Consider the following 26,386-nt stretch of genomic DNA (forward strand, 5'->3'; position numbering starts at 1 on the left):
CCTTAGGTCTGGTATTTCAAGTTACTAGTACCAGTAGCAAGCCATCAGCTTCAGCCAATCAGTACGATGTATGTCTCCTTCTACGCCTGAAAAACCACGAGCTGGCTGGCGCGCCCGTTTACACGAAGTCATTTTCGAAGCCGATACTGCCGCCGGAAAAGCCTTCGATATTGGTCTGATTGCCAGCATTCTGCTCAGCGTTACCACCGTGATGCTGGAAAGCGTGCCGAGCATTCGAACCGCTTATGGCGACGTGCTAACCCGGATAGAATGGTTCTTCACGATCCTGTTTAGTATCGAGTACCTGTTGCGGTTAGTAAGCGTCAAAAAGCCACTTCGTTATATTACCAGTTTCTTTGGGTTCGTCGACATTCTGGCGCTCCTGCCAACGTACCTGAGCCTGCTTCTGCCCGGCACGCAATACCTCTTCACCATCCGGATTCTACGATTACTCCGCGTTTTCAGAATTCTGAAATTGTCGGAATACCTGTCGGAGGCCAGCACGCTAATGGGAGCGTTACAGGCCAGCCGACGGAAAATCAGCGTGTTTATCCTAACGGTTCTGTTGCTGGTGGTCATCATCGGCTCCATGATGTACATCGTGGAAGGCGAAGAACACGGCTTCACCAGCATTCCAACCAGTATTTACTGGGCCATTGTCACCCTAACTACCGTTGGCTACGGCGACCTGTCGCCCCAAACGCCGCTGGGTAAAGCCCTGGCGTCGCTGGTGATGATCATGGGTTACGGCATCATTGCGGTGCCGACCGGCATTGTCACCGCCGAGATTTCGCAGGCAGCCATGAAGTTTAAACAGGTCACCTCACAAGCCTGCCCCAACTGTAGCCAATACGGCCACGACGCCGACGCCACCTTCTGCAAATACTGCGGGAGTAGGTTGTAGGGGGTGTCTATACAAACCAGCGCGGCTTTCTAACAGATGGCTGCTTTCCTAAAATCTTGTCTTTTAAACCCGACCAGCCGCCGACCCATCGGGGTACAACAGCGCAGCGTCGGTAGCTACGCTGTTATGTGTGTGCTTAAGGGGACAGAAAGGCATGGTATTGACATAAAAGTCGTAGTCCCGGCCAAACTTACGTCTTTTCACCACGCACCAACACGCAAAACGACCTTGGCAAGGCTCCTCCAGGTCACCTTACCAAGGTCGTTCTCTAGCAGTCTAACCAGAACATACCTGTACCTGACGTTACGGTTTAGCTTGTAGCAGTTCGCCGAGCTTTTTGCCCAGTTCTTCACCGCGAACATTCTTGGCCAGGATCTTGCCGTCGGGACCGATCAGGAAGTTCTGTGGAATGGCGCGGACCCCGTAAAGCTTGGCGACATCGTTATCCCAGAATTTCAGGTCCGATACCTGTGTCCAGGCAAGGCCGTCTTTATGAATGGCTTTCAGCCAGGATTCCTTCGCGTTGGGCCGGTCGAGCGACACACCCAGCACCGTGAAGTTCTTGTCTTTATACTGCTGAAAGTTCTTTACCACGTTCGGGTTTTCCTGACGGCAGGGACCGCACCAACTGGCCCAGAAATCGACCAGCACGTATTTGCCTTTGAAATCACTCAGCGACACAGGGTTACCCAGCGTGTCGGCCTGCGTAAACGCGGGGGCTATTTCGCCAATGGCCGTAGCCTTCAGTTTGGTCAGCATAGCAGCATATTCTACGCCTGCTTTCGTGGCTTTCACCTCGTCGGACAGGCTGGCAAACAAGGGGGCTACATCGGCATAATCAGGTACGCTGCCACCCACCGATTTTATGGCGTCGAGGCTAACCAGACTTTTAGGAGTCGACTTGATAAACTGCGACCAGACTTTCTTCTGCTCGTTCTCAATCTCGTTGTACCGTTTCTCGATCGAATTGTTGAATTCCGCCGATTTGCGCTGTTCGTCGGTGGCTTTCTGGTATTCCTGCATCAGCGCCGCCATCTTGTCGGCCGATGGTTTAGCCGCGGCTTTCAGCTTTTCATTATCGGCATTCAGCTTCGTGCCGCTCACAACGGCATGTAACGCCGAATCGGGGCTAACGATTGAAATCGTACCCGGCTCCAGGTAGAACGAAACGCTCTGCGCGCTACTCAGTTTACGCATACCCACGCCCCGCTGGTCGATCAGGAGCATGGCTTTGGTTGGGTCGGCAATGGCCCCTGTAAATGAGAAAGCACCGCCTTTAATATCGGCCGAATCCACTTTGACAGCGCCTGCCGATACTGTTCTCAGGTACGCTTTGGCCGTTGAGGCAGACGGACCCACTTTGCCCGTTAACGTGTATGATCCGCTTTGTGCAAAGCCAGCCAGCGGCAGTACGGCGCAGGCCAATAAAAGTCCGAAATTTTTCACAGTCGTTATTGTGGTTGATTCCCCGTAATAATAGCAGTTAGTTGGCAAGGGGCCAATTTTTTTACTGCCATTTGCCTAGTGTTCTTCTGGACTTTACACCATTGAGTTCTCTACCACGATCTTCACACCCTAGAGCTGTAAGGCTGTGTTCGGGCCACACAGGCTCAGCAGGCAGCGCATCGACGCCCGCCCGGTACACGATGCCTGACAGGAAGCTTAGGGTTTACCCTGAATTTTACCAAAATAGGGTTTACGCTATGAACGCAACCCTAATCCAATCCTATTTTTGCTATTAATAATTCTACATATCAGCTAGTTACAAAGCATACCGGCTGTTATGATTCGCTTAACCAGTAGTTCATGAATAGCCTGCTTTCGCTCGTCTGGCTTCCTGGTGCAGCCACGTCGACGATGGCTATGCAGACTGGCGTACCAGCTACGGTTACCTGTGGTTATAGGTTGAGTATACAGGCGGTTATGACGGTCTTTTGCTAGTCTACAGAGGCAAGTCCGCCTCATTGGCAGCGTACCCAGACTGGTTATGCCGTATAGCTACAATCAATGAAAAGAAGACAATTTGTAGCGGCTTCACTGGCCGCTTCCGCAACGCTGACCACGGGTCAGGTTCAGGCCGCTACTGCGCCGGCCGCGCCGCAAAAGCAAGTACTCGAATTAAGGGTCTACGAATTCCGGTTCAACCTCTCGCAGGCCAATCTGGAAAGCTATTTGAAAGAAGGCCTGATTCCGGCCCTGAACCGGCTTGGCGTAAAAAACGTCGGCGTGTTTGGGGAAATGGGTAAGCCCGAACCAGCTAAAACCTACGTGCTGATCCCGCATGCTTCGTGGGAGGCCTACGGCAGTTCAGCTACCCGTTTATCTACCGATTCGGCGTATGCGCAGGTACGTGCCAGGTACGACGCCTTACCCCCCGAGAAAGCCCCCTACGTCCGGTATTCGACTACGATCATGAATGCGTTTGATGCCTTACCGGCGATCGTTATTCCGAAACAGGAGAGCCGCTTATTCGAGCTACGCACCTACGAAGGCTATTCAGAAGATGCCGTTCGGCGAAAAGTGAAGATGTTCAACGTAGATGAGTTGCCCGTCTTCTACAAAACGAAGCTCAACCCCGTATTTTTCGGCGAAGTGATCGCGGGTGGCAACATGCCCTGCCTGACCTACATGCTGACGTTTAAAGACATAGCCGAACGCGACGCCAACTGGAAAGAATTTGGCAACAACCCCGACTGGAAACGCATGTCGGCCGCCGCAGAATACGCCAATACCGTCTCGCAGATTGTTCGGGTTTTTCTGGAGCCGCTCCCTTACTCACAGGTATAATGGCCCAAGCTGGTTGACCGGCATTTTCCGACTGGAAAGTGGACGAGCTGCCGTTAGCCAGATTACCACCGTTGACGTATCAAAACATCGCTAAAACCTGCCTAATGACTAAATCTATCTCCTGCCTAGGTGCCCGGCTTCTGATCGGCTGTCTATTGGTTGCCAGTCAAATCAACGCGCAGCCAGTGACAGCCACCGGGGCGTCTGACCGCATTCGGCTGAACCAGATTGGGTTTTACCCGAACGCCCCCAAAGTAGCTATTCTTGTCGATGAGCAGAGGGGCACCGCAGCTACCGCATTTCAGGTGACGACGGCCGACGGTAAAAAAGTGGTTTACTCAGGTACGTTGAGCGAATCCCGCAAGAATGCCATCTCCGGCAAACTGGCGCGTACGGCTGACTTTTCGGCTTTCCGCAACACAGGTACGTTCGTGGTTAACGTACCTGGACTGGGCCGCTCCTACCCGTTCACGATCAAGCCAGCGGTTCACCACGACGTGGCGGTCGGGGCCCTGAAAGGCTTTTACTACCAGCGCGTATCAACCGAGTTGCCGGAGAAATACGCCGGACAATGGCATCGGCCGGCCGGGCATCCCGACACGCGGGTGCTGATTCACCCATCGGCGGCGTCGGCTACCCGTCCGGCTGGCACAGCGATTTCGTCGCCCTGGGGCTGGTACGATGCGGGCGATTACAACAAGTACATTGTGAACTCGGGAATTTCGATGGGTACGTTGCTGTCGCTTTACGAAGACTTTCCCGATTACTGCAAAACGCTGGCCGTCAACATTCCCGAAAGCAAAAACAAACTCCCCGACCTGCTCGACGAGTCGCTTTGGAATCTGCGCTGGATGATGACCATGCAGGACCCGGCCGATGGCGGCGTATACCACAAACTCACCAACGCCAAATTCGACGGCATGGAAATGCCCGATCAGGTGAAGCCCACCGAACGGTACGTGGTACAGAAAAGCGTAACTGCTGCCCTTGATTTTGCCGCCGTAATGGCGCAGTCGGCCCGAATTTTCAAGGCGTATAACCGCGAGCTACCCGGCCTGGCCGATTCGTGTACCGCCATGGCCGTAAAAGCCTGGGGCTGGGCCAAACAGCACCCAAACGCGCTGTATAATCAGGATGCGATGAACAAGGAATTCGAGCCCGACGTGGTTACCGGCACCTACGGCGATCGCGACGCCGCCGATGAATGGGTCTGGGCCGCCGCCGAGTTGTACCTGACTACGAAAGACGACGCCTATTACATGGCTGTCAACCTATTCCCCGACGATAAAACGCCCCTTCCGTCGTGGCCGCAGGTACGTACGCTGGCCTACTACTCACTGGCCCGTTTCAGCGACCAACTGACGCCTCGCGGCAAGCAGGATCTACCAAAACTAAAAAGCCACATCACCCAACTCGCCGACCAGCTCCGGCAGGATGTAGACAAGCACGCGTTCCAGACACCGATGGGTAAAGCCACCAGTGATTACATCTGGGGCAGCAGTGCTGTAGCAGCCAATCAGGGCATCGCCCTGATTCAGGCGTACCGGCTTACGAATGACGGAACGTACCTGAATGCCGCGCTGGCCAACATGGATTACCTGCTGGGTCGCAACGCCGTGGGGTATTCGTTCGTGACGGGTTACGGGCATAAAACACCAATGCACCCGCACCATCGCCCCTCCGTGGCCGATGGCATTGAGGCTCCGGTTCCGGGCCTGTTGTCGGGCGGTACTAACGCCAACGCTGCCCGTCAGGATAAATGTGAAGGCTACACGACCACCATCGCCGACGAGGTGTTTCTGGACAATGACTGCTCGTATGCCTCCAACGAAATCGCCATCAACTGGAATGCACCACTGGTATACCTGGCCAACGCGCTGGAAGCGTTGCAGGGGAAGTTGGCTGGTAATTCGGCGAAGAAATAGTCTTTTGATTTAGCCTCGGCTTTACCCGCACAAAAAAGAATCATCCCCAAAAAAATGAAAACCCGTTTTTCCTTCTTTATCCTCTTCCTACTCAGCTTAACCAGTTTCGGTCAGGTACGTATGGCGCGGTTGTTTACCGACCATGTGGTGCTGCAACGGCAAAAACCGATTCCGGTATGGGGCTGGGCCAAACCGCGCGAAGCCGTAAAGGTGACGCTGGCCGGACAAACCCAGCAAGCCAAAGCCGATGCCAATGGTAAATGGCTGGTGCGATTTTCACCGCTCGAAGCGGGCGGACCACATACACTGGCGGCAACGGCCAAATCGGGGTCTGCCAGTGCCAGCGACGTGCTGGTTGGCGAGGTGTGGCTCTGCTCGGGTCAGTCGAATATGGAGTGGACCGTGAAGCAGACCGATCACTTCGCGAAAGAGAAAAAGAACGCCAATTTCCCGCAGATTCGTCACTTGCGGGTCGATCATGAACTAGCCCTGACACCGCAGCAGGACCTGAAAGCAGGCCCCTGGCAACTGGCTTCAGCCGAAACCGTGGGTGACTTCACGGCTATTGGCTTCTTCTTCGCCCGAGAACTGACCCAGAAGCTGAACAACATACCCATCGGCCTGGTACACTCGTCGTGGGGCGGATCGCAGGTGGAAGGCTGGATCAGCAAAGAAAGTATGCTGAGTAACGATGAACTGCGTGGCTATGCCCAAACCATGCCCACTACCTGGCAGGCCGCCGACAGCCTCATCGACGTGAAACTGCGCAAGAACCTGCAGGTGCCCGCCAACCTGACCGCCACCGACGAAGCCAGGTACATCGACCCCAGCTACGGTTTTGCGGGCTGGCGCAAGTCTGACGCTATTGGCCAATGGGAATGGAAAGATATGCGCGGTTTCATGGGGCAGGGCTACATGGCCAAAATCGTGACGCTCCCCGACGAGATGGCTACCGAACAAACAACCCTTGCGCTCGCCGAAAACGACAGCCCAACCCAGGTGTACATTAATGGGAAGCTGGTAGCCGATGGCACTGTTCAGGGCGTGCGGAAAATCTCCGTGCCGGCGGGTACTTGGAAAGCCGGCGAGAACAAAGTGGTGATAAAGCTGGGCAACATGGTCAATCCGAACTGGTACGGCGTGGGCCTGAAAGGATCGGCCGCCGACCTGTATGTAGAAGACCCACTCCAACGGATCAGCCTCGGCGGCGAGTGGCGGCTGATGCCTTCATTCGCCGGCAAGCACGAATACAAACGCTTTATGAACAACGTGGGCATGAGCATTTACAACGCCATGATTGCCCCGCTGGAACCGATGGCCATGCGCGGCGTGCTTTGGTACCAGGGCGAATCTAATGCGGGCCGGTCGTATCAATATCGGCAATCATTTCCGCTACTGATCACCGACTGGCGGAAAAAATTCGGTCAGGAGATGTCGTTCTACTTTGTGCAGCTGGCCAACTACGGTGCCAACAACAGCAGTAATCAGGGGAGCGGCTGGGCCGAACTCCGCGAGGCGCAGACCATGACGCTAAGCCTGCCCAAAACCGGCATGGCCGTGATCACCGATATCGGCAATCCGAAAGATATTCACCCGACCAATAAACAGGATGTGGGTCACCGGCTGGCCCTGAATGCGCTGAAATTCGATTACGGTCAGGACGTCAACTACAGCTCGCCCCTCTACGAAGGGGTTAAATTTGAAGGCGGCAAGGCTATCGTTTCCTTCAAACACACGGGCGGCGGTCTGGTCGCGAAAGATAAATACGGCTACCTGAAAGGCTTTGAAGTAGCGGGCGACGACAAGGTTTTTCACTTTGCCACGGCCGAAATACACGGCAATACCGTTATTCTATCGCATCCTAACGTGTCGAAACCGGTAGCGGTCCGCTACGCCTGGGCCGATTCGCCCGACGATGCCAACCTGTTCAGTGCCGACGGCCTACCCGCCAATTCGTTCCGAACAGACACCTGGCCCGGCGTTACGGCGCAAGCTAAGTTTGAATGATTTTCACCCCACCCCTAGCCCCTCCCCTGAAAACAAGGAGGGGAACAATGCTCTGCTCGCGAGCGAAGCTACTGTAATGCTACTTCCCTCCCCTGTTTTCAGGGGAGGGGCCGGGGGGTGGGGTAGCCAACACTAATACAATCAATTTCTTGTCAACTTATGACTAAGCCTACACTCTCATTTCGTCCTCTGATTACCTCGGCGTTCAGCGCGTTACTACTGGTGCTGCTGATGAGCTGGACCAGCAAAAAGACCGATAAGGTGCTGATATTCGCGAAGAACGTCGACAACCAGCAGTCAGCGGCCGCAGCAGCAGGCACGTTGATGACCCTCGCCGAAAAAGCCGGCCTCGACGTTGACACGACTACCAGCGATCGCTTTATTGTCGAAGACTCGCTGAAGAATTACCGGGCCTTGATCTTCCTGAACACGTCGCAGGATGTGCTCTTCACCAACCAGCAGTCCGACGTGGAGCGGTTTGTGCAGGCGGGCGGCGGATTGGGCTTTATCAATACACCGGGGTTTACGAAATACCAGTGGGCCTGGTATCAGGATATGCTGGCGGCCAATCAGATTCAGCCAGCGAAGGCTCCGTTTTCTATTGGTAAGCCCTTCGATGGCGGCCGGGTGTTCTACATGGCAACCGGCGCTAATGGCTTTGCCGATGAAAGCTTGGCGAAGTCGCTGATGGAGGGCGTCAATTTCCTGCAGGAAGGCAAAGCCCTAAACTACCGTGAGGCGCACTCGAACCGCGTACCGGAAGAAAACCGCTTCACATCGACTATTCTTGAGTCATTCATGGATGAGCCGATCGAGATGGAAGTACTGTCGGATGGCCGGGTGCTGTTTGTGGAGCGGAAAGGGATGATTAAGCTGTATGACCCGGCCGCCAAAGCCACAAAAACGATCAATAAATTGCCCGTTCACCTTACCGGCAATTATGAAGACGGCCTGCTGGGTATGGAACTGGACCCCAAATTCGACCAGAACCATTACGTCTATCTCTATTATTCGCCGGTTGGCTCGAAGCCCGTGCAGAACCTGTCGCGGTTTGTCTTTACTGGTGACAGCCTGAACATGAGTTCGGAGAAAGTGGTGATGCAGGTGCCCGTTCAGCGCGAAACCTGCTGCCACTCAGCAGGGAACGTCTATTTCGGGCCAGACGGACACCTCTACCTGTCGACTGGCGACAACACCAGCTCGAAAGAATCAGACGGTTTCTCGCCGCTCGACGAACGGCCGGGCCGCGCTCCCTTCGACTCGCAGAAATCGTCGGGCAACGCCAATGATTTACGCGGTAAAATCCTGCGTGTTCATGTCGAAGCGGATGGATCGTATACCATTCCGGAGGGCAACTTGTTCCCGAAAGACGGATCGAAAGGCAAGCCCGAGATTTACGTGATGGGCGCCCGGAACCCCTACCGCATCTGGGTTGACAAGCGTGGTTTCCTGTATTGGGGCGACGTTGGGCCTGATGGTGGTGTGGCGAATGAGCGCGGTCCAAAAAGTCAGGATGAGTGGAATCAGGCGCGGAAACCGGGTAACTATGGCTGGCCTTATTTCGTAGGCGACAACAAACCGTACGCCAAATTCGACTTCGCCTCCAACAAGATCGGTGCGCTCTACAACCCCGACCAGCCCGTAAACGATTCACCGAACAACACCGGCACGAAGAACCTGCCCCCCGCGCAGAAAGCCATGATCTGGTACCCGTACGACAAATCGAACGAGTTTCCGATGCTGGGCACCGGTTCACGGTCAGCAATGGCGGGGCCGTTTTACTATGCAAACGAATATAAGTCGGCGGTGAAATTGCCGGGCTATTACAACAACAAGCAGTTCATTTACGAATGGGCCCGCAACTGGATCAAGGTGCTGACCTACGCAGATAATGGCGATCTGCGGCAGATTGAATCATTCCTGCCTACGTCGTTTGTGTCGAAGCCCATCGACATGAAATTCGGTAAAGATGGCGCCATGTACGTACTGGCCTACGGCATGAATTACTTTGCCCGTAACCCCGATTCGCAGCTGATTCGGATTGAATACACCGAAGGCAACCGCCGCCCGGTGGCGAAAGTGGACGTATCGAAAACCGTTGGCGCGGCTCCTTTAACAGCCACACTGTCGGCGAAAGAGTCGTTCGATTATGACCGGGGCGACAAGATAACGTACCTGTGGGAGTCGGGACACGGTCAGAAATCGACGGCCGTAGCCCCCGTATTTACTTACGCCAAACCCGGCGTGTACCACCCGAAACTGACCGTCACCGATGCCGAAGGGCAAAAAGCGACCACGGAGCTGACCATCAAAGTAGGTAACGAAACGCCGCAGGTCGATGTGGCACTGAAAGGCAACCGCAGCTTTTATTTCGACAAAACACCGCTGGCCTACACGGTATCGGTAAAGGACAAAGAAGACGGTACGCTGGCCAAAGGCATCACGCCGAAGCAGGTAAAATTCGCGGTCGATTACCTGGCCGAAGGGAAAGACCTGGCCCTGCTGACATCCAATCAGAATGGCGGCTCGGTGAAGAACCTGCGCGGCAAGGAACTGCTCAACAACAGCGACTGTAAAGCCTGCCACGCCATGAATACCAAATCGATCGGACCATCGCTGATGGACGTATCGAAGCGGTACCACCCGGCGGGCGAATCATCGGTAGATATGCTGGCGAAGAAGATCATCACGGGTGGCAACGGCAACTGGGGCAAAAACGTGATGTCGGCGCACCCGCAGCATACCGAAGCCGAAACCGGCGAAATGGTTCGTTACATTCTGTCGCTAAGCGACTTGGCTCCCAAGAGTCTGCCCCTGAAAGGAACGTACCCACTGACGCAGCACACCGGCAGCGAAACGGGCAGCTATGTTATTTCGGCCAGTTATACGGATAAAGGCAACCCGGTTACTGGTCCGCTGACGGGCCGTAAACTGATGATCCTGCGCAACCCACGCGTACAGGCAGAAGCCTATGAACTGGGTACGGGCGTTGATCGCAAGCACGAAGACGGCAGCAACAAAAGTTGGGTGGGCGACATCAAAGACGGTTCGTTCATTTCCTTCAAGGGAGTCGATCTGACCACGATTGGTGCGCTGGACATCAACGCGGCAGCCGTTTCATCACGCGGTGGCCGGATCGAGGTACGTACTCAATCACCAACGGGCAAGCTACTCGGCACGGCTACGGTATCGGCCGCTAACGCGCCAACAGGCGTAAAAGGCCCCGCCTGGCAAACCGTGACGGCCCAGATTGCTCCTACCAGCGGCTTGCAGGATGTTTACCTTGTCTTCCGTAACGACGAAGTCAAAGACAAAAACATGCTCCTCGTCGACTGGATCCTGTTTAAAAAAGACAATTCATCGTCGGTGTCAGGGCGGTAGTCGGTTGCTTCCGCGTTTTTACCCCCAACCCGCAACGGCGGACCACCCTGAAGGGTTGGGGTAAAAACGCGGAAGCAATTAAAACGTACAGAAAACTTCCTATTCATTAATCAATGCGTACCCACTTCCTTACTCAACTCTCTCTACTGCTTAGCCTGTTCATAGTCACCTTTTGTCAGGCAGCGCCGAAGCCGAAACTCATTGACCGAAACGCAACGAAGGAAACGAAGGCCCTCTATTCCAATCTTGGAAAGCTGGCGCGGAAGCACATCCTGTTCGGGCATCAGCACGCTACCGAATACGGCCACGGTTGGACAGGCGACGCTAACCGCTCGGACGTAAAATCGGTAAGCGGATCGCACCCGGCGGTGATTGGCGTTGACTTCAGCGGCTTATCAGGTCGGCCGGCGGAAGCGATTGAGCGCACAAAAGCCACGCTGCGGAAAGACATCGCCGCTACCTATGACCGGGGTGGCGTGACCACTGTTGCCTGGCACTTCTCGAATCCCATAACGCCAAAAACGGGCTTCTACTGGAAAGATTCGGTCTCCGCTCCGGCAGTGGCCAACCTCATTCCGGGTGGGTCGCACCATCAGCAGTACAAAGACATTCTGAAGACGGTAGCCGATCTGGCCAATACAACCAGAGGTGCCGACGGTAAGCTGGTTCCAATGCTCTTCCGACCCTACCACGAGTTCGATGGGGGCTGGTTCTGGTGGGGCAAACCACACTGCTCGAAGGAAGACTTTACGTCGCTCTGGCGCTTCACGGTGACGTACCTGCGCGATAGCCTACAGGTCCACAACTTCATCTACACGTTCTCGCCTGACTGCCTGTTCCGCACCGAAGCGCAATACCTCGACCGGTACCCCGGCGATGAGTGGGTTGATATGGTGGGCGTTGACAATTACGCCGATTTTGGCCGCGACGGGAAGTACAACGTTGCCGCGGGTATTGCCAAGCTCAAAATCGTGTCTGACTACGCCGAAAAAGCCGGTAAGCTGGCGGCCTTCACTGAAACCGGTCTGGAGTCGATTCCCGACACAACCTGGTGGACGAATACATTGCTGAAAGCCCTGAAAGCCGAGAAAATGAAGCTGGCCTATGTACTCGTATGGCGCAACGATACCCGTAGCCAAACGCATTACTACGCCCCCTACCCCGGCCAGGCCAGCGTGGCCGACTTCATGCAGTTTTACCAGGATCCGTACACCCTGTTTGAAACGGACCTGCATCACGTGTATCGCCGGAAGAAGCTGCTGTTCTTCTAGGTACGTTGTTCTATCGCCCCTACGCCTTACCTTCCTGAATCAACCCGTTACCAGTCGATGCCGTACCGCCGTTGTGGGCGTAGTGGCCTGATGCTACCTGCCATATCGCTGGGGCTGTGGCAGAATTTCGGCCATGTCGATACACTTGAAAACAGCCGTCAGATGATCCGGCTGGCGTTCGACCGGGGCATTACCCACTTCGATCTGGCCAATAACTACGGTCCACCGCCGGGCTCAGCCGAGGCCAATTTCGGTACCATTCTGCATCAGGATTTTCAGGGATACCGTGACGAACTGGTCATTTCCTCGAAAGCCGGGTATGACATGTGGGCCGGGCCATACGGCAATTTCGGCTCCCGCAAATACCTGATTTCGAGCCTCGACCAAAGTCTGAAGCGGATGCGGCTCGACTACGTGGACCTATTCTACCATCACCGGCCAGACCCCGATACGCCGCTGGAAGAAACCATGACCGCCCTCGACCATATCGTTCGGCAGGGAAAGGCCTTGTATGTTGGTGTATCGAACTACAAACCGGCCGAAGCCATTAAAGCCATTGCCATTCTGAAGCAACTGGGTACGCCCTGCCTGATTCACCAGCCCCGCTACTCGATGCTCGATCGCTGGGTCGAGAACGGCCTGCTCGATGTGCTTGAGCAGGAAGGCGTCGGTTGTATTCCGTTCTCTCCCCTGGCACAGGGGTTACTGACAGACAAGTACCTCAGCGGTGTGCCCGCCAATTCGCGCGCGACTAAAAACGGCTCGTTAAAGGAACAGCAACTAACGCCCGAAACGCTCAATGTGATCCGTCAATTGACTGGTCTGGCGCAGCAACGCGGTCAGACCCTGGCGCAGATGGCGATTGCCTGGTTGCTGAAAGATCCGCGCATCACGTCGGTCCTGGTTGGTGCCAGCCGCCCCGAACAGCTCACCGATTCGCTGAAATCACTGGATAACCTGACGTTTAGCGCAGATGAGTTAGCGACAATCGAGTCGATCATCCCGGCGTCCTAAGCATCGCCGGCTCGTTTGATCAACAGTACCGCCGCCAGAATAAGCAGGGTAGCGGTACCAATGATGATTGTCAGCGGTTCGTTTCCTAACCACCAGCCCAGAATCAGGGCAATTACGGGGTTCACATAAGCGTAGGTGCCAACCAGCGCGGGCGACTCTACCTGCAACAGCCACAGGTAAGCAGTATGGGCTACCAGCGTTCCGAACGTAACCAGGTACAGCAACGATAGCCACGACGACGTGGAGACCTGCTGAGGCGAAAAACCATTCCACTCGCCAACAAGGCCACTGACAGCAATCAGCAAACTGCCGCCGATCAGCATTTGCATACCCATGCGGATAGGCACACTAACGTCTGTGTTGCGATCCCGGTACAGCAGGGTACCCACCGCCCAGCTTACCGATGCGATCATCAACGCCACCATACCGAAAATGTAGGTCGATTGGGCGTTAGCTGTTCCTGTGTGCGTCTGATAACTACCCCAGGATATCAGGCCTACCCCGATCAGCCCCGCCAAAATACCGCTGCTCAACGATCGGTTGTGCAGCAATTGAGCCCGTTGCTGATGATCAAAAAGAACCAGCCAGATTAGTGTTGTCGCGAAAACGACAGACGTGATGCCCGACGGCACGTATTGCTCGGCCCAGCTAATAGCCCCGTAATCGACCAGAATCATTAGCACACCCGCCAGCCCAGCCCAAAGCCATTGCTGGCGTGAAGGGAACTGCCGACTACGCACCAGGCCAAACCCAAAGATGAGCAGGCCGGCCATCGTAAACCGGGCACCCATCATCAGAAAAGGCGGCATCGTTTTCACGGCCCAGGAAATAGCCAGGTACGTAGACCCCCAAATCAGATAAATCGCCGCGAAGGCAAGGAGGATCAAGACGCGATTAGTGGTGGCTGTTGCTTTCATAGGTTGGCGAGTTGACTTTCGGGCGGTTTCGATACGAACGAATGCCCGAAAGTAGAAAGCCCTGTGGCTATGAGGCTATGCCGAAATCACTTATTTGAGAATTGCCGCCGGTACGCCGATGGCGTCAGTGCGAATGCTGATTTAAAGCGTCGTCCGAAGGCGCTATGGTCATCGAAGCCCTGTTCCAGAGCGATTTCATGAACGGGTCGCTCGGTAAAACGCAAACTGTCCCGCGCCCGCTCCATCCGGCGATTGACCAGATACTGATGTGGTGAATAGCCGAAAAGCGCTTTGAAATGGCGCAACAAATGGTTTTTCGATAGCATCGCCGTTTGAGCGATATCGTCTAGCTGAATCGTCGTGGCGGCCTGATCGTCGATGTATTCTTTAGCGAGATGTAAACGCCGGTACAATTCAAGCCGAGTCGCCATCTTCACACAAGACAGTGCCCGAACATGGCGCGTAAGCTTTGCCTGATAAGCCCTTAGCAGCAGTGCCAGTAGTTGATGCAGGTGTTCTTCCTGTTCGGCCTGCGTGAGCGGCGCGACTTCCAGCTTTGTTTTGAATGACTTAACTACCTTACTGAACGAGGCCTGCGCCTGATACACCTGGTCAAAAAACCAGACAGACTGGTCCGGCATATGATTGAGGTTATCCAGTAATACCTGATCGGAGGTCGTGTAAGCGGCCACGACCTGATTGAAGAAAAAAGGGTCAACGTAAATCGTGAATGAGTTGACCCAGTCATCGGACTTGATAAAACTCGAATAGGATTGACTGGCGTTGACAACCAGAAACTGATCTCCCCTGACCGGAATCTTGTTTTTATTTACGCAGTAGTATTCGACGCCATTGAAGGCAAACTTCAGGGAAAACCGATCGGTATGCAGCGGCCAGGTACACAGCTTACTCACCGAATTGATGATGGCATTTCCGTTTCGTTGCGCTTTCAGGGCCGCAAATTCACCAATTGACTGCTCATGCGTGTCGATAACCGATTGGATATACATGGTGTTCAGCCGTTTGTTGCTGGGTACGTTGCTAATCGCGGCCAGCTAATAACGCAAAAGCCAGTCAGTGTGTTTGGGTCCGCACTCGTTGCTTCGCCAATACAGCCGCTGCCAGTACAGCGAGCAGAATAGCCAGCACGATCAGGTACGTATAGCCCCTGGCCAGATCAGGCACAGTAGCGACGGCGGTTGTGCTGACTGTAGCATACACCGGAATAACCCACTTGATCACATACGCCTGCGCTAGTGTGATGAAACAGATAATAACCAGCATGATAAAGCTGTGCTTCACCGTGAACCGGAACAACTGCGACTCCTGCCCCACCAGATTTCCGGCGGCGGCCGCCACGGCAATCGACTGCGGCGAGATCATCTTCCCCACAACGCCACCCGACACGTTCGCCGCCACCGTCACCACCGGGTCAACGCCAATCGACTGCGCGGTGGCGTATTGTAGTTTGCTGAATAAGGCATTGGCCGACGTGTCGGAACCGGTGATAAAAACGCCCAGCCAACCCAGCACCGGCGCGAAAAAGGGAAACAGGAAACCGGTACTGGCCAGCACCGCCGCCAGTGTGAGCGTAATGCCCGAATCGTTGACGATGTAGGCAAACCCCAATACCGCCGCGACGGTCAGGATCGGGAATTTTAGCTGGTTTAACGTTTCACCAAATACCTTTACCCCTTCGCGATAGGTCAGCCCAACCAGCGGAATGGCAATGAGTGCCGCCAGCAATATGGCCGTTCCGGCAGCGGAGAGGTAGTTCACTTTAAATATTTTGGCCAGTGGCTTTCCTTCACCGCCGATGATGGCGTTGTGTAATCCGGGAAACTCAAACTGCACCATCCCGACCGAATTCAGTACGTCTTTGATCGGCTGCAGCCCCCAGGTAATGATGATGATCGTGAGCACGATAAACGGTGACCACGCCCGAATAATCTGCCCGGTGGTATAGCGCATGTCGGCATTAAACGTAGCGGCGGGTTCATTGGCAAACCGCCAGATGACTTTCGGTTTCCAGAAGCGCAGCAGCACCATCAGGCAGACGATTGACCCTAGGCCAGCAATGACGTCGGGCAGGGCGGGCCCCAGAAAATTCGACGACGCGTATTGGAGCAGCGCGAATGACAACCCCGACACCAGCACGGCCGGGCCAACCTCCCACGCTTTTCGAACGCCCGCAATAATGCTGACCAGGTAAAACGGCAGCATCACCGACAGGATCGGCAAGGTACGGCCAACCATCTGCGAAATAGGCATTTCGGCAATGCCCGACACCTGCGAGGCCACCGTGATGGGGATACCAATAGAGCCAAACGCCACCGGAGCCGTGTTGGCAATGAGGCAAATTCCCGAAGCATAAAGCGGGTTGAAACCCAGCCCAACCAGCATGGCCGCCGTAATGGCAACGGGTGCCCCAAAACCAGCCGTTCCTTCCAGAAACGAACCAAACGAGAAAGCGATAAGCAGCGCCTGCAACCGCCGGTCGGCCGTGATGGAGGCCATCACGTGTTTGATGATCTCGAACTGACCGCTTTTCACCGTGATGTTGAACAGGAGGACGGCCATAATCACGAGCCAGCAAATGGGAAACAGGCCATACAACGCGCCGTGCACCGCTGAAAGCAACGCCAGTTGTATTGGCATGCCATAGACCGTTATGGCAATCAGCATGGCGATGCCCATTGCGATCAGGCTGGCCTGATACCCTTTCATCTTCCGGATAATCAGTGCCCAGAAAATAAATAGGATCGGCACCAGCGCTACCAGCACCGACACCGCAAGGTTGTTGAACGGGTCAATAACTTGTTTCCAGAGCATGATTTGGATAGGGAGTTTTTAGTTTACCGCTGCTTCACGCTGTATTACTGACACTGAGCCCTTTGACAGCAGCAACACACTACTATGAGGAGCACCAGGCGCTGGCACCGCCGTTATAATCACGCTAAATCCAGCGCGACGATTTCGTGGTCTAAAACCTTTGGTACGCTCACGGATAATTTGCCATTTTTCAGCGCGAAAGACAGTTTCTGTCCACTCATCAGTAGCTTGACACCTGTCACTTTGGCGCCAGCCGGAACCGGAATCGTTACCTGTGCGGCAACAGGGATCAGCTCCCGAAAAGGGCCTTTCATCATCATCGGGTTGGTGAGATTGACCAGATGCACTGTCATTGATTTGGCCTGCCGCCACACGGTAACGTCGATTACACCCGGCCCCGTTACGGCAACGATCGGCTCTTCGTCGAGTGCCCATTGAATGACATTACGGAGCAATTGGCCGTGGTCGGTGGTCATCAATTGCCAGAAAGACCGGTCCAGATCGCCGGGAAGGTAAGCGACCCGACCTTTGCCAACCTGCCGCAGGTATAGCTCCCGCGTGTCGGTTTCGAACACACGCGGATACACATCCTCCATCGGCAGATCCGGGTATGTTGGAATAAGTGTAACCGGATTAGGGAACGTAGCCACTGGCGTTACATTCACTTTATAGATGGCATTGATGATACGCGGCGTACCGGTTAGTCCATTTAGAATCTGCTTCATCTGGCTGTTTTGGTTATCGTGGCGCAGGTGCAGGTAGCTGTTCCGCATGGGACCTTCTACTTTGCCGGCGTAAGAAACGCCAAACAGCTTAGCCAGGCCAAAGTCGGAGCGCGGGTTACCTTCTTCGTCGTACAGCGATGTTTCGAAAGTCGCTATTATGCTTCCCCCACCATCAACAAAAGCCTGAATCTGGGTACACTGAGCATCAGACAGGGCGGCTATGTTGGGTAAAATCAGGAGTTTAAACCGATTGAGGTCATTGGGCGTTAGTAGCCGGTCATTGACCATATCGAACGGAATACGGCTTTCTACCAGCGTGTGGTAGATACCGTCCAGATGGTCGCCGCTTTTTTGCTGCCAGGGCTTACCGCCATAGTTACGGTCGGTCTGTTCGGAATACATCACGCCCACGCGCGCCATTGACGCTGTATTACGCAGGTACGTTTCGTTTCTGTAGTAGCCTTCATATAAACCAGCTACGGCCTCCATCCAGCGTTTGTCGTATATATCGCCGCCGAATTTCACGAAGCAGGGCCGCATGCCGTTGGCGGTCCCTTCTGCCACCCAGATCCGGATCTCAGCCTCGCTCTGCACGGAGTCTTTCCAGCGAAACTCTTCTTCAATACCCACACTGAAGATGCCGATCAGCGGCTTCATCCCGAGCGTCGACCGCAGTTCTTTAGCGCCTTTTCCATTAGCCCAGGGAGCCATTAATCCACGCCGGGCCTGCTGGTCGGCGAAAAACAGATCGGCCTCGCGGCCCGTCACTATTTTATCAGGGAAGCCGTTCGGGATAAAGCGCGAGGCAGGCCGTTTCTTGCGAATCTCCGAGTCCCACAACGCCCAAACAGCGCGCAGCTTCTTCATGCGCCAGTCGGTCCATTTGCGATACGTAGGGTCGAGCCGATCCATTTTCTGAGGAAGCGCCAAGCCTGTAGCCGTCTTGAAATTTTGGGTGCAGTGCTCGCAGTAACAGATGTCGTGGCCCGCCCAGCGGTTCGAGAAAATACCCTCTGGCTGGAAACGGTCCATGATTTCGGCGTTTACCTGGGTCATAAACTCGGCGTTGTAAGGCCCCAGCGCGCAGGTTACCCATAACGCCGGATTAGCCCAATGCCGGCGCTTTTGCCCATCGGCTGTTACGGCAATCCAGTCGGGATGGGCGTCGTACACATCCTGCCGGGCGGCATGGGGGTCGGTACGGAGCATGATCTTCATGCCCTGCTTTTTACAGCCCTCGACCAGATAGCCCAGCGTATCGGAGTTGCCAAGAAAATCGCTTCGGTGATGGAGCGGAATGGTAGTCGGGTAAAACGCCACTACGCCCCCGGCGCTGAGCAGCGCCCCATCGGCGTGAATGCGCTTGAAGTAGTTGAGCCAGAAGTCAGGGTCGTAATGACCAGGGTCGCGTTCCACGAAAGCCAATTGCGCCCAGCGCATCGGCCCATCGAGCCAGTACGGGGCCGCTCCCGCTGCCGGGTCATTGAACAACTCTGGAGCTGCCAACGCCGACGTACCTACCAGCGTGAATGTGCTGCCAATCAGCCCGGTAGATTTAATAAATGTTCTTCGTTGCATGAAGCCAGGTTAGGTAGAGGAACGTACCTGAACCAAGCTGTAAGATGCTGATTTTTACCCGTTGACTAACCGGCTTTATGGGAATTAGCGTAGGCGAATTAATGCGTAGTAAGCTGCTTCACACTGTAGGCCATTCAACCAGGCCGGTTCGCCGCCACGATACCCACCCGATAGGCTCGGGGCCTACAGAGTAAAACAATGCAGTTCATCAGCTAGCAAATCGGTGTAACGCACTTAAACTATGCCTTACTTCTCGGGGTCAGGCAATATGTCGTCGGTGTCGTCGAAGAGTTTTTCGTCCTCGTCTTCATCGGTAGTATCGTCGTCAGGAGCTTCGCCTTTGAGAGTTTTCAGATCGTCGCGGTGACGCAGCTTTTTATCGTCGACCGTCCGGTTCAAGAACTGGTTGATCTTGTCGATCTCGAAGCTCGTAACAATCTCGCCAAACGAGTTGATCTCAATATTGAATCCTTCGAGTTCTTTATGCACCCGTGGCTTTTCCTGCTCGTCGGGGTTTGCGGGGGTCGGTTTCTTTTTGGCCACTGTCGTATATAGGTCGGTACTGGTGTTGTGCTTATCCGTCAACTCGTCAAAGTGATAACATGTTTTAGCTCGTCTGATAGTATGCGGATTAGACGGATTTAAAACGATTTACGTGGACTTGATGGGTACTTGCTCAGCCTTGGATGTAAGCGGACCTCTATTTCTTTAGTCAGCATTCGCTTACACCTAAAGATCCGCGTTCCATCAGCCAATCAACTCCCAGGAGAGCGCGGTGCCGGCGGTGATGGGTTGCGTAGCGGTTTTGGTCAATATGTCATCGTAGTGACGGGTATGCAGGCCATTGGCGGGGCGGATACTGCGCACATTGTCCGGCGTGAAGGCTTCGCCCGCCACCATGTCGCGTACCACGTAGAGCGACCGCTTGAACTGAAGACTTTTCTGTTCTTTCGGCGTTGGAATGTAGCTGATCTGGCCCATTGCCAGAAACGCCCGCTCTGTCTCCACAACCAGGCTTTGCAGCTCTTCCGGTTCCAGCGAAAACGCTGAATCGACACCGCCATCGGCCCGGCGCAGCGTGAAGTGCTTTTCAATGACCACCGCGCCCAGCGCCGTTGCTGCTACCGACGCACCGATGCCCATAGTGTGGTCAGACAGGCCCACGGGTACGTTGAACAGCTGGCTCATGTGCGGAATTGTGCGCAGGTTCGTGCTTTCGGGCGTGGCCGGGTACGTGCTGGTGCATTTGAGCAGGATCAGCTCCGTACAGCCATGATCACGCAGAACCTTCACCGACTCGGCAATGTCGGCGACCGTAGCAACCCCCGTACTCATAATGACTGGCTTGCCCGTGCTGGCTACTTTTTTCAGCAGGATATGGTCGGTATTCTCGAACGACGCAATTTTGTAGATGGGTACGTTCAGCGACTCCAGAAAATCAACGGCCGTGGTATCGAACGGTGAACTAAAGGCCACCATGCCGTGCTGGTTGGCCCGCTCGAAAATTGGTCCATGCCACTCCCAGGGCGTGTAGGCATCCTGGTAGAGTTTGTACAGATTCTTATCGGCCCAGAGCGACTGATTATCGCGGATAAAAAACTCATCCGACTGCCCGTTGAACGTGATCGTGTCGGGGGTATAGGTCTGAAGTTTCAGCGCGTGCGCCCCCGCTGCCGCTGCCGCGTCGACAAGTTCCAGTGCCCGGTCGAGCGACTGGTTATGGTTCCCCGACATTTCGGCAATCACAAAGGGCCGGTGCTGTGGAGAGATGGTATAATTGGCAACCTGAATGGGTTGAAACATGCGTTATCTGAACGTTAAACAGACTGATTCAACGCCAAATTTACGGCTTTCGTGCGAGTCCGTGAAGCCAGCCCGTTCGAAGGCACGGATAGATGGCTGATTGTCGGGCTTGATGTAGGCTGAAATAGGTACGTTGCCCCAACTGGCCTGACACACCTGACACCCATCGGCAATCAGTTGCCACGCCAGACCCCGACCCCGAAACGCATGGTCGACCGACACGCCGATAATCACTTCACCATCGGGCTGCCGCTCGAAACGTACCTGTCCAACCGACACATTTTCGTCTGTGTCGAAAACGAGCAACAGCGCATTGGCATCGGCTAGTTTTCGGGCAAACCAGGCTTCGTGGTTCTCCCACCGAATCGGTCCGGAGTTGAATGATTGCTGGCGCGTAGCGGGGTCGTTAGCCCAGTCGAAATAGAGGCGAACGTCGGCGGCGGTAGCTACTCGGTGGCGCATAGCTGCGTGAAAAGCTGCTTGTACCGCTCGGTGGCTTTCCCATCGAACACGAGGCGCTGCTTGAATACCGTGGGCGTAAGACGGGCTTTGCCAACGGCAATCTCAAACTTGTCGGGGGCGATGGGCAGTGAGAGGGCCCCTAGTACCAGGTGCCGGTCGCGCATAAACGAAACGAGGCGGCTCTGGTTATCGGCCGTCTGAATTATAATCATCGGGCGGCTCACGGTGGCCACTTCGTAGGCGATGGTACTGGCCGCAACGATACTCAGACCACTGCCGCCAATAGCGCGCGCCATCTGTTTGGGCGACAGGTTTTGCTGGATACTGAGTCGATCTTTGGGCAGGTCGGCAAACGTGTCCAGGTGGGGATTCGCTGAGCCCAATACGACTGTCACGCGCAGTTCGGCGTTTTGGGTCAGCAGCAGTTCAACTACCTCACGACTCACATTATGCGGATCGGCCCCGCCCATATTGACAAACGCTTTGTTTTCGCCGTCTTTAGGCTGCGGTTTTTGCCGGAAAGCCGGGTTGACCAGCGCGTAAGGCGCACCAAGCAGCAGTTTCGTATACGATTCCGTTTCGTAATCGGCGAGCGTTACATCACCGGCATGGTTAATCACGACATCAGCCACCTGCTTTCCCTGCATCAGATCATCGATGAACACAAGTTTATGCGCCTGTTTCCGAACCGCGCGCTGGAAGGCTTCATCGTAGGCGTAGCCATCGAGGACCACCACATCGTCGGCGGATACGTGCCGGAGAAATTCGTCGAGGTCATTTGTTTTCAGGGCGATGACCGGGATGCCAAGCTTGGCAACGGTCTTCAGTACCGCGTCTGACGGCTGCTGAATGGCAAAACGACGATCGAAACCTGACTCGTCGCTCCCATCGACCGGGCTTAGCATCTCAGCGAGCGCAAGGCTGCGCATGATATGGCCCATACCAGTCTGACTGGTACCGTCGGCGCGGAAAAGAATTCGTTTCATAAGGAAGGCAGGAAACTGTAGTCGGAAACAACAAAACTACAACACGAACGCCGCCCTGCCACCCTTCTTTCCGGCTAATGATAAACCGGTCAATCAGTCTTACCGACTTGATTTTGGCGTAAAAGATCGACTTTCAGCTCGGCAAGTTGCCAATCGGCCGGACTGTCAATATCCTGCGCTTCCAGTTCCGTTAGTTCGATGGCACTCGTGTTGTCGGTAAGCAGCCGACCACTATCGAGAAAGCGGGAAACGACGAAGCAATAGAATTGACCGGCATCATGGAAGGCGGGCGCCAGGTCCTGCGAGCGGGTGAGAGCATGGTCAGGTTCGCGCCAGACGAGCCGGTCATCCTGAAACACAACCGCCCGCTGAATGGGAAAGCTGAAGCGGACTACCGGAAAAACGGTATCGAACCCACCTGTCTCCAGCTTCGCAAACGCCTCACGAAGCGTATCGGCTGTGGCAAATGGTGCGGTGGCGTACAGGCAACAGGCTCGGTCGAAGTGCGTACCCTGTTGAGCGTAGCCAGCCAGCACCTCGGCCAAAACAGCGGCGGTAGTCGCGTGGTCATTGGCGGTGTCGGCCGAGCGCGCAAAGGGCACCGAGGCTCCATATTGCCGGGCTATCTCAGCAATCTCGGCATCATCTGTCGAGACCATGACCTCATCGAACAAGCCCGACTCCTGCGCCGCCCGGATGGAATAGGCGATGATGGGCAGCCCTAGAAACGGCCGGATGTTTTTCCGCGGAATACGCTTGCTCCCACCACGCGCCGGAATAATGCAGAGTGTCTTCATGATCAATGGTACACAAATTTTAATCGAAATGCGGATTGGACGGACTGAACCGATCTACACCGGTTTTTAACGGCAGCGAAGCCCGTCTGTTTTAATCAATCATCCGCGAAAATCTCTTTTAATCCAACTAATCCGTATTCCTGTCGGACAAGCTGCGCGAATTCATTTGATCAACGGACCATCTTTTCACTTGCAGCGTATTTGCCGGATCGGACAACGATCGCAAGTGAATCGGTGGGCTGGGCGTCGGGAATGATGGCGGTGAAACCAGTGTCTTTATCGTTGGCCGAATCTTCCTTGTCGAGCCGCTGGTGGAAGAGCGTGGTGTAGTAGTGCCAGCCGTTTGCCGTTTTTACACCCACAAACGTGTCGTTGAAGTTGGCTTTACGGCCCGCCACTTTTGCCCAGCCGCTGACAACCAGAAACTGGTCGTCACGCCGCCATAGGTCGATTCCGTACGTCAGCGAATCGCCGGGTGTCGTGGCTGGCAAAACCGACACAGATCGACTTGCCAGTTCGGTCAGCGCTATGGTTTCGGGTCGGAACATGCGGCGGCTTGCCAGTTCGGTCAACCGGGAGGCGGGCTGGTACTGTGGGGCAGAAGCGCGAATTTGGCCGTAGCGTTGCCAGAGCAGATTATCCGTTAGTTTTAGCTCCCGAAAACGCTCGATCTTACTCAGGTACGTCCAGTTCGATGCCGCCCAGAGACCTACCGTACCCACCAGAACAAGGCCGGCAAACCAGTTCGTCAGGCTTCGGTTTCGCCAGCGAAAATCGCGTCGCATCAGTACATCGAGCACTGTCAGGTACGTTGCCGCCAGGTGCAGGGCCGTAACGTTGCGGTATCGCGAGGCAAAGACAATACTGGTGTCGTTCTGAATACGGTTTACGGCTAGCATCAACCCGGTCAGGTGCAGAAAGACAAGCAGCCAGAACAGCGTTGGGTTGATTCGGTCATAGCGAATCCAGAGCAGGTACGTTACCCAACCAATCGTTGCGCTACCCAACAGAACTGGTAACCAGGCAACGGCCGGATGGTAGACGATGGCCCCGAGAAAAGCCGTGTCCAACGCCAGAAGGTGCGTAAGTTTAGCCGGGCTTAGCAGTTGCCCCAGCGACGGCCCCGACGGGTTGTGGTAATCGTGGAAATAGAACAGTAACGCCGGAATGGTAACCAGCAACGTACCCAGTGCCCAGCGCCAACGCTGCTGCCAAAGCAGGGTCATCATCACCAGGGGCAACACTAGAATACCGTTTCCGTTGGTAAACAGCGCCACTACGGCCGCCCCAATCGCCCACCCTTCGCGGCCGCGGTTGACCAGGTAAAAAGCCAGCAACGCCAGTGCCGGTGCCGTTACGTTCGATGCCGCCACGATACTCCAGAACGCAACATTCCACCCCTGAAATTGAAAGAGCAGGAAAAGGCCGGGGAGGAAGTACCAGAAAAAACTACTCGTAGTTATGCCGTATCTCCAAGATACGGCATAACTACGATGCAATAACCACGACGTACCCAGCAAAGCGAGTAACCCTACGTATTGCATTACCCGAAAATCGACCGATCCCGTCAGGGCGATGTTGGTCCAGGCAATGAGTTTGGCCAGCACCAGCCGATGGAAATTGTTCTGTTCCAGCAGCAACGCCACTTTATCGCCAAAGGTACCCGCCGCAGGAAGCCGATTCAGGAAATCGACCACGACGGGATAATCGTCCATATACGGGAAATCGTAGGCGTACCAGATCACTATGCCAACGTAATACAGCACCGGAACGGAAGCAGCCAGCCAAAGCAATCCCCGTTTCATTGACCCACAAACGCCAGCACCTGGTCAATTACGTATTGCTGCTCCTCGTCGGTAAGCGTAGGGTACATAGGTAGGCTCAGGCAACGGCTGTAGTAGCGTTCGGCCAGCGGATGGTCACCGGGCGCATTCGTGTTCCCCTGATTGCTTTGCTGCTGGTAATACGGCATGGTATGCACCGGAATGTAGTGTACCTGCGCAAAAATGTTGTTGGCCCGAAGATGATCGTACAACCCCTTCCGGTCGTCGACCTGCACCACGTACAAGTGGTAGGCGTGGCCTACGTTTTCGGGCGGAACAATAGTCTGTACGTTCGTGTCGGCAAAGGCAGCATCGTAGCGCGCCGCAATGGCGCGGCGGCGGATCAGCATCTGATCAGCGCGGTTTAGCTGACTCAGCCCCAATGCCGCCTGCATATCAGTGAGGCGGTAATTGTAACCCAGTTCCTGCAACTGCATATACCAGCCGCCGCGCTCGGGTTCGCCCGCGTAGGGCGGTGTAAAGTCGCCGGGTCTATTGGTGATGCCGTGGGTACGTAACCGCATGAGGTGGTTATACAGCGCTTCGGTACCAGCCGTGATCATACCACCTTCCCCACAGGCAATGTGCTTTACGGGATGGAAGCTGAAAATAGCCAGATCAGCCAGCGACGAGTCGCCACACCGATGGGTTACTCCGTCGTCATCGACGAATGAACCACCTGGTGAATGGCAGCTGTCTTCGAGCAACCACAAGCCATGCTCATCGGCCAGGGCCCGGAATGCGGCCATATCGACAGGGTAACCGCCAAAATCGACGGGAATGATGCCCGAGAAAAACCCCTTTGGCTTCGATTCTACCAGCGCACGCACGGCGTTTATATCCAGCAATACGGTTTCGGGGTCGATGTCGGCGAAATAGACCTCGCCGCCACAATAGCGAACGCAATTGGCCGACGCCGAGAAGGTAATCGGTGTAGTAATAACCCGTGTTCCTTCGGTAACGCCCAGGGCCATGCAACACAGGTGCAGGGCGGCCGTTCCATTCGACACGGCTACGGCATAGGGGGCACTAATGTACTCAGCGAACGCTTTTTCAAACGCGCCAATGGCCGGTCCCTGCGTGAGCATCGGCCCGCGCAGCACCTCGGCCACCGCCGCAATATCTTCGTCGGTAATGTGTTGCCGACCGTATGGAATGGGATTGTTCATTATAA

The 26,386-nt window shown here is 55.0% G+C and carries 20 protein-coding genes; 8 read left to right on the forward strand and 12 right to left on the reverse strand.

Annotated features, from left to right (window positions below; translation table 11 throughout):
• The first annotated feature begins 70 nt into the window (after nt 1–70).
• On the forward strand, nt 71–904 hold the full coding sequence (locus F7231_RS07440) for an ion transporter (protein WP_085412133.1): 834 nt from the start codon (nt 71–73) through the stop codon (nt 902–904).
• A gap of 303 nt (nt 905–1,207) precedes the next feature.
• Here F7231_RS07440 and F7231_RS07445 read toward each other — a convergent pair whose 3' ends face one another.
• On the reverse strand, nt 1,208–2,350 hold the full coding sequence (locus tag F7231_RS07445) for a redoxin domain-containing protein (protein WP_310589290.1): 1,143 nt from the start codon (nt 2,348–2,350) through the stop codon (nt 1,208–1,210).
• Nucleotides 2,351–2,710: 360 nt separating this feature from the next.
• Between F7231_RS07445 and F7231_RS27600 the strand changes: the two genes are divergently transcribed.
• The 7 genes from F7231_RS27600 to mgrA all read left to right on the forward strand — a co-directional run bounded on the left by F7231_RS27600 (nt 2,711) and on the right by mgrA (nt 13,289).
• Complete coding sequence (locus tag F7231_RS27600) at nt 2,711–2,845, forward strand: hypothetical protein (protein WP_262889645.1); 135 nt, start codon at nt 2,711–2,713, stop codon at nt 2,843–2,845.
• A 66-nt stretch (nt 2,846–2,911) separates the two neighbouring features.
• Nucleotides 2,912–3,691 (forward strand): NIPSNAP family protein, encoded by a 780-nt coding sequence (locus tag F7231_RS07450; protein ID WP_166691439.1) that lies wholly within the window; start codon nt 2,912–2,914, stop codon nt 3,689–3,691.
• A 104-nt stretch (nt 3,692–3,795) separates the two neighbouring features.
• Nucleotides 3,796–5,616: a glycoside hydrolase family 9 protein gene (locus F7231_RS07455; protein ID WP_166691440.1), complete on the forward strand. Its 1,821-nt coding sequence runs from the start codon at nt 3,796–3,798 to the stop codon at nt 5,614–5,616.
• Between the two features lie 54 nt (nt 5,617–5,670).
• Nucleotides 5,671–7,623 carry a sialate O-acetylesterase gene (locus F7231_RS07460; protein ID WP_229369708.1) on the forward strand — a complete coding sequence of 651 codons (1,953 nt, stop codon included), beginning with the start codon at nt 5,671–5,673 and terminating at the stop codon, nt 7,621–7,623.
• Between the two features lie 159 nt (nt 7,624–7,782).
• The gene (locus F7231_RS07465; protein ID WP_166691441.1) at nt 7,783–11,004 is read left to right on the forward strand and encodes a PQQ-dependent sugar dehydrogenase; all 3,222 of its coding nucleotides are present in this window, start codon (nt 7,783–7,785) and stop codon (nt 11,002–11,004) included.
• A 113-nt stretch (nt 11,005–11,117) separates the two neighbouring features.
• On the forward strand, nt 11,118–12,275 hold the full coding sequence (locus tag F7231_RS07470; protein ID WP_166691442.1) for a glycoside hydrolase family 26 protein: 1,158 nt from the start codon (nt 11,118–11,120) through the stop codon (nt 12,273–12,275).
• A gap of 12 nt (nt 12,276–12,287) precedes the next feature.
• On the forward strand, nt 12,288–13,289 hold the full coding sequence (gene mgrA / locus F7231_RS07475; RefSeq protein WP_310589294.1) for an L-glyceraldehyde 3-phosphate reductase: 1,002 nt from the start codon (nt 12,288–12,290) through the stop codon (nt 13,287–13,289).
• Here the strand turns inward: mgrA and F7231_RS07480 are convergent.
• The 11 genes from F7231_RS07480 to pseC form a co-directional block, all read right to left on the reverse strand.
• Entirely contained in the window at nt 13,286–14,206 is a 921-nt protein-coding gene (locus F7231_RS07480; protein WP_166691444.1) for an EamA family transporter, read from the reverse strand. The genes mgrA and F7231_RS07480 overlap by 4 nt on opposite strands.
• An 86-nt stretch (nt 14,207–14,292) precedes the next feature.
• Complete coding sequence (locus F7231_RS07485; RefSeq protein WP_166691445.1) at nt 14,293–15,216, reverse strand: helix-turn-helix domain-containing protein; 924 nt, start codon at nt 15,214–15,216, stop codon at nt 14,293–14,295.
• 64 nt (nt 15,217–15,280) lie between these two features.
• The gene (locus tag F7231_RS07490) at nt 15,281–17,038 is read right to left on the reverse strand and encodes an L-lactate permease (protein WP_208295549.1); all 1,758 of its coding nucleotides are present in this window, start codon (nt 17,036–17,038) and stop codon (nt 15,281–15,283) included.
• 119 nt (nt 17,039–17,157) lie between these two features.
• On the reverse strand, nt 17,158–19,341 hold the full coding sequence (locus tag F7231_RS07495; RefSeq protein WP_166691446.1) for an alpha-amylase family protein: 2,184 nt from the start codon (nt 19,339–19,341) through the stop codon (nt 17,158–17,160).
• A 246-nt stretch (nt 19,342–19,587) separates the two neighbouring features.
• Nucleotides 19,588–19,884: a hypothetical protein gene (locus tag F7231_RS07500; RefSeq protein ID WP_085415076.1), complete on the reverse strand. Its 297-nt coding sequence runs from the start codon at nt 19,882–19,884 to the stop codon at nt 19,588–19,590.
• A 204-nt stretch (nt 19,885–20,088) separates the two neighbouring features.
• Complete coding sequence (pseI, locus tag F7231_RS07505) at nt 20,089–21,144, reverse strand: pseudaminic acid synthase (RefSeq protein ID WP_166691447.1); 1,056 nt, start codon at nt 21,142–21,144, stop codon at nt 20,089–20,091.
• A gap of 3 nt (nt 21,145–21,147) precedes the next feature.
• A complete protein-coding gene (locus tag F7231_RS07510; protein ID WP_166691448.1) occupies nt 21,148–21,606 on the reverse strand; it encodes a GNAT family N-acetyltransferase in 459 nt (152 codons plus the stop codon).
• Nucleotides 21,591–22,592: a UDP-2,4-diacetamido-2,4,6-trideoxy-beta-L-altropyranose hydrolase gene (gene pseG / locus F7231_RS07515; protein ID WP_166691449.1), complete on the reverse strand. Its 1,002-nt coding sequence runs from the start codon at nt 22,590–22,592 to the stop codon at nt 21,591–21,593. Before pseG ends, F7231_RS07510 begins: the two co-directional genes overlap by 16 nt.
• Nucleotides 22,593–22,681: 89 nt before the next feature.
• Nucleotides 22,682–23,389, reverse strand: a complete 708-nt coding sequence (pseF, locus tag F7231_RS07520) for a pseudaminic acid cytidylyltransferase (protein ID WP_166691450.1) — start codon at nt 23,387–23,389, stop codon at nt 22,682–22,684.
• A 170-nt stretch (nt 23,390–23,559) separates the two neighbouring features.
• Nucleotides 23,560–25,194, reverse strand: a complete 1,635-nt coding sequence (locus F7231_RS07525; RefSeq protein WP_166691451.1) for a hypothetical protein — start codon at nt 25,192–25,194, stop codon at nt 23,560–23,562.
• On the reverse strand, nt 25,191–26,381 hold the full coding sequence (pseC, locus tag F7231_RS07530) for a UDP-4-amino-4,6-dideoxy-N-acetyl-beta-L-altrosamine transaminase (RefSeq protein WP_166691452.1): 1,191 nt from the start codon (nt 26,379–26,381) through the stop codon (nt 25,191–25,193). The genes F7231_RS07525 and pseC overlap by 4 nt, the downstream gene beginning before the upstream one ends.
• Nucleotides 26,382–26,386: the final 5 nt, after the last annotated feature.

Origin of the sequence: Fibrivirga algicola (assembly GCF_011742925.1) — a bacterium.
Lineage (GTDB): Bacteria > Bacteroidota > Bacteroidia > Cytophagales > Spirosomataceae > Fibrella > Fibrella algicola.

What these genes read in the sequence shown, in the direction of transcription:
- F7231_RS07440 (WP_085412133.1), top strand. Translation starts at nt 71, where the DNA reads ATGTCTCCTTCTACGCCTGAAAAACCACGAGCTGGCTGGCGCGCCCGT.
- F7231_RS27600 (WP_262889645.1), top strand. Translation starts at nt 2,711, where the DNA reads ATGAATAGCCTGCTTTCGCTCGTCTGGCTTCCTGGTGCAGCCACGTCG.
- F7231_RS07450 (WP_166691439.1), top strand. Translation starts at nt 2,912, where the DNA reads ATGAAAAGAAGACAATTTGTAGCGGCTTCACTGGCCGCTTCCGCAACG.
- F7231_RS07455 (WP_166691440.1), top strand. Translation starts at nt 3,796, where the DNA reads ATGACTAAATCTATCTCCTGCCTAGGTGCCCGGCTTCTGATCGGCTGT.
- F7231_RS07460 (WP_229369708.1), top strand. Translation starts at nt 5,671, where the DNA reads ATGAAAACCCGTTTTTCCTTCTTTATCCTCTTCCTACTCAGCTTAACC.
- F7231_RS07465 (WP_166691441.1), top strand. Translation starts at nt 7,783, where the DNA reads ATGACTAAGCCTACACTCTCATTTCGTCCTCTGATTACCTCGGCGTTC.
- F7231_RS07470 (WP_166691442.1), top strand. Translation starts at nt 11,118, where the DNA reads ATGCGTACCCACTTCCTTACTCAACTCTCTCTACTGCTTAGCCTGTTC.
- F7231_RS07480 (WP_166691444.1), bottom strand. Translation starts at nt 14,206, where the DNA reads ATGAAAGCAACAGCCACCACTAATCGCGTCTTGATCCTCCTTGCCTTC.
- F7231_RS07485 (WP_166691445.1), bottom strand. Translation starts at nt 15,216, where the DNA reads ATGTATATCCAATCGGTTATCGACACGCATGAGCAGTCAATTGGTGAA.
- F7231_RS07490 (WP_208295549.1), bottom strand. Translation starts at nt 17,038, where the DNA reads ATGCTCTGGAAACAAGTTATTGACCCGTTCAACAACCTTGCGGTGTCG.
- F7231_RS07495 (WP_166691446.1), bottom strand. Translation starts at nt 19,341, where the DNA reads ATGCAACGAAGAACATTTATTAAATCTACCGGGCTGATTGGCAGCACA.
- pseI (WP_166691447.1), bottom strand. Translation starts at nt 21,144, where the DNA reads ATGTTTCAACCCATTCAGGTTGCCAATTATACCATCTCTCCACAGCAC.
- F7231_RS07510 (WP_166691448.1), bottom strand. Translation starts at nt 21,606, where the DNA reads ATGCGCCACCGAGTAGCTACCGCCGCCGACGTTCGCCTCTATTTCGAC.
- pseG (WP_166691449.1), bottom strand. Translation starts at nt 22,592, where the DNA reads ATGAAACGAATTCTTTTCCGCGCCGACGGTACCAGTCAGACTGGTATG.
- pseF (WP_166691450.1), bottom strand. Translation starts at nt 23,389, where the DNA reads ATGAAGACACTCTGCATTATTCCGGCGCGTGGTGGGAGCAAGCGTATT.
- F7231_RS07525 (WP_166691451.1), bottom strand. Translation starts at nt 25,194, where the DNA reads ATGAAACGGGGATTGCTTTGGCTGGCTGCTTCCGTTCCGGTGCTGTAT.
- pseC (WP_166691452.1), bottom strand. Translation starts at nt 26,381, where the DNA reads ATGAACAATCCCATTCCATACGGTCGGCAACACATTACCGACGAAGAT.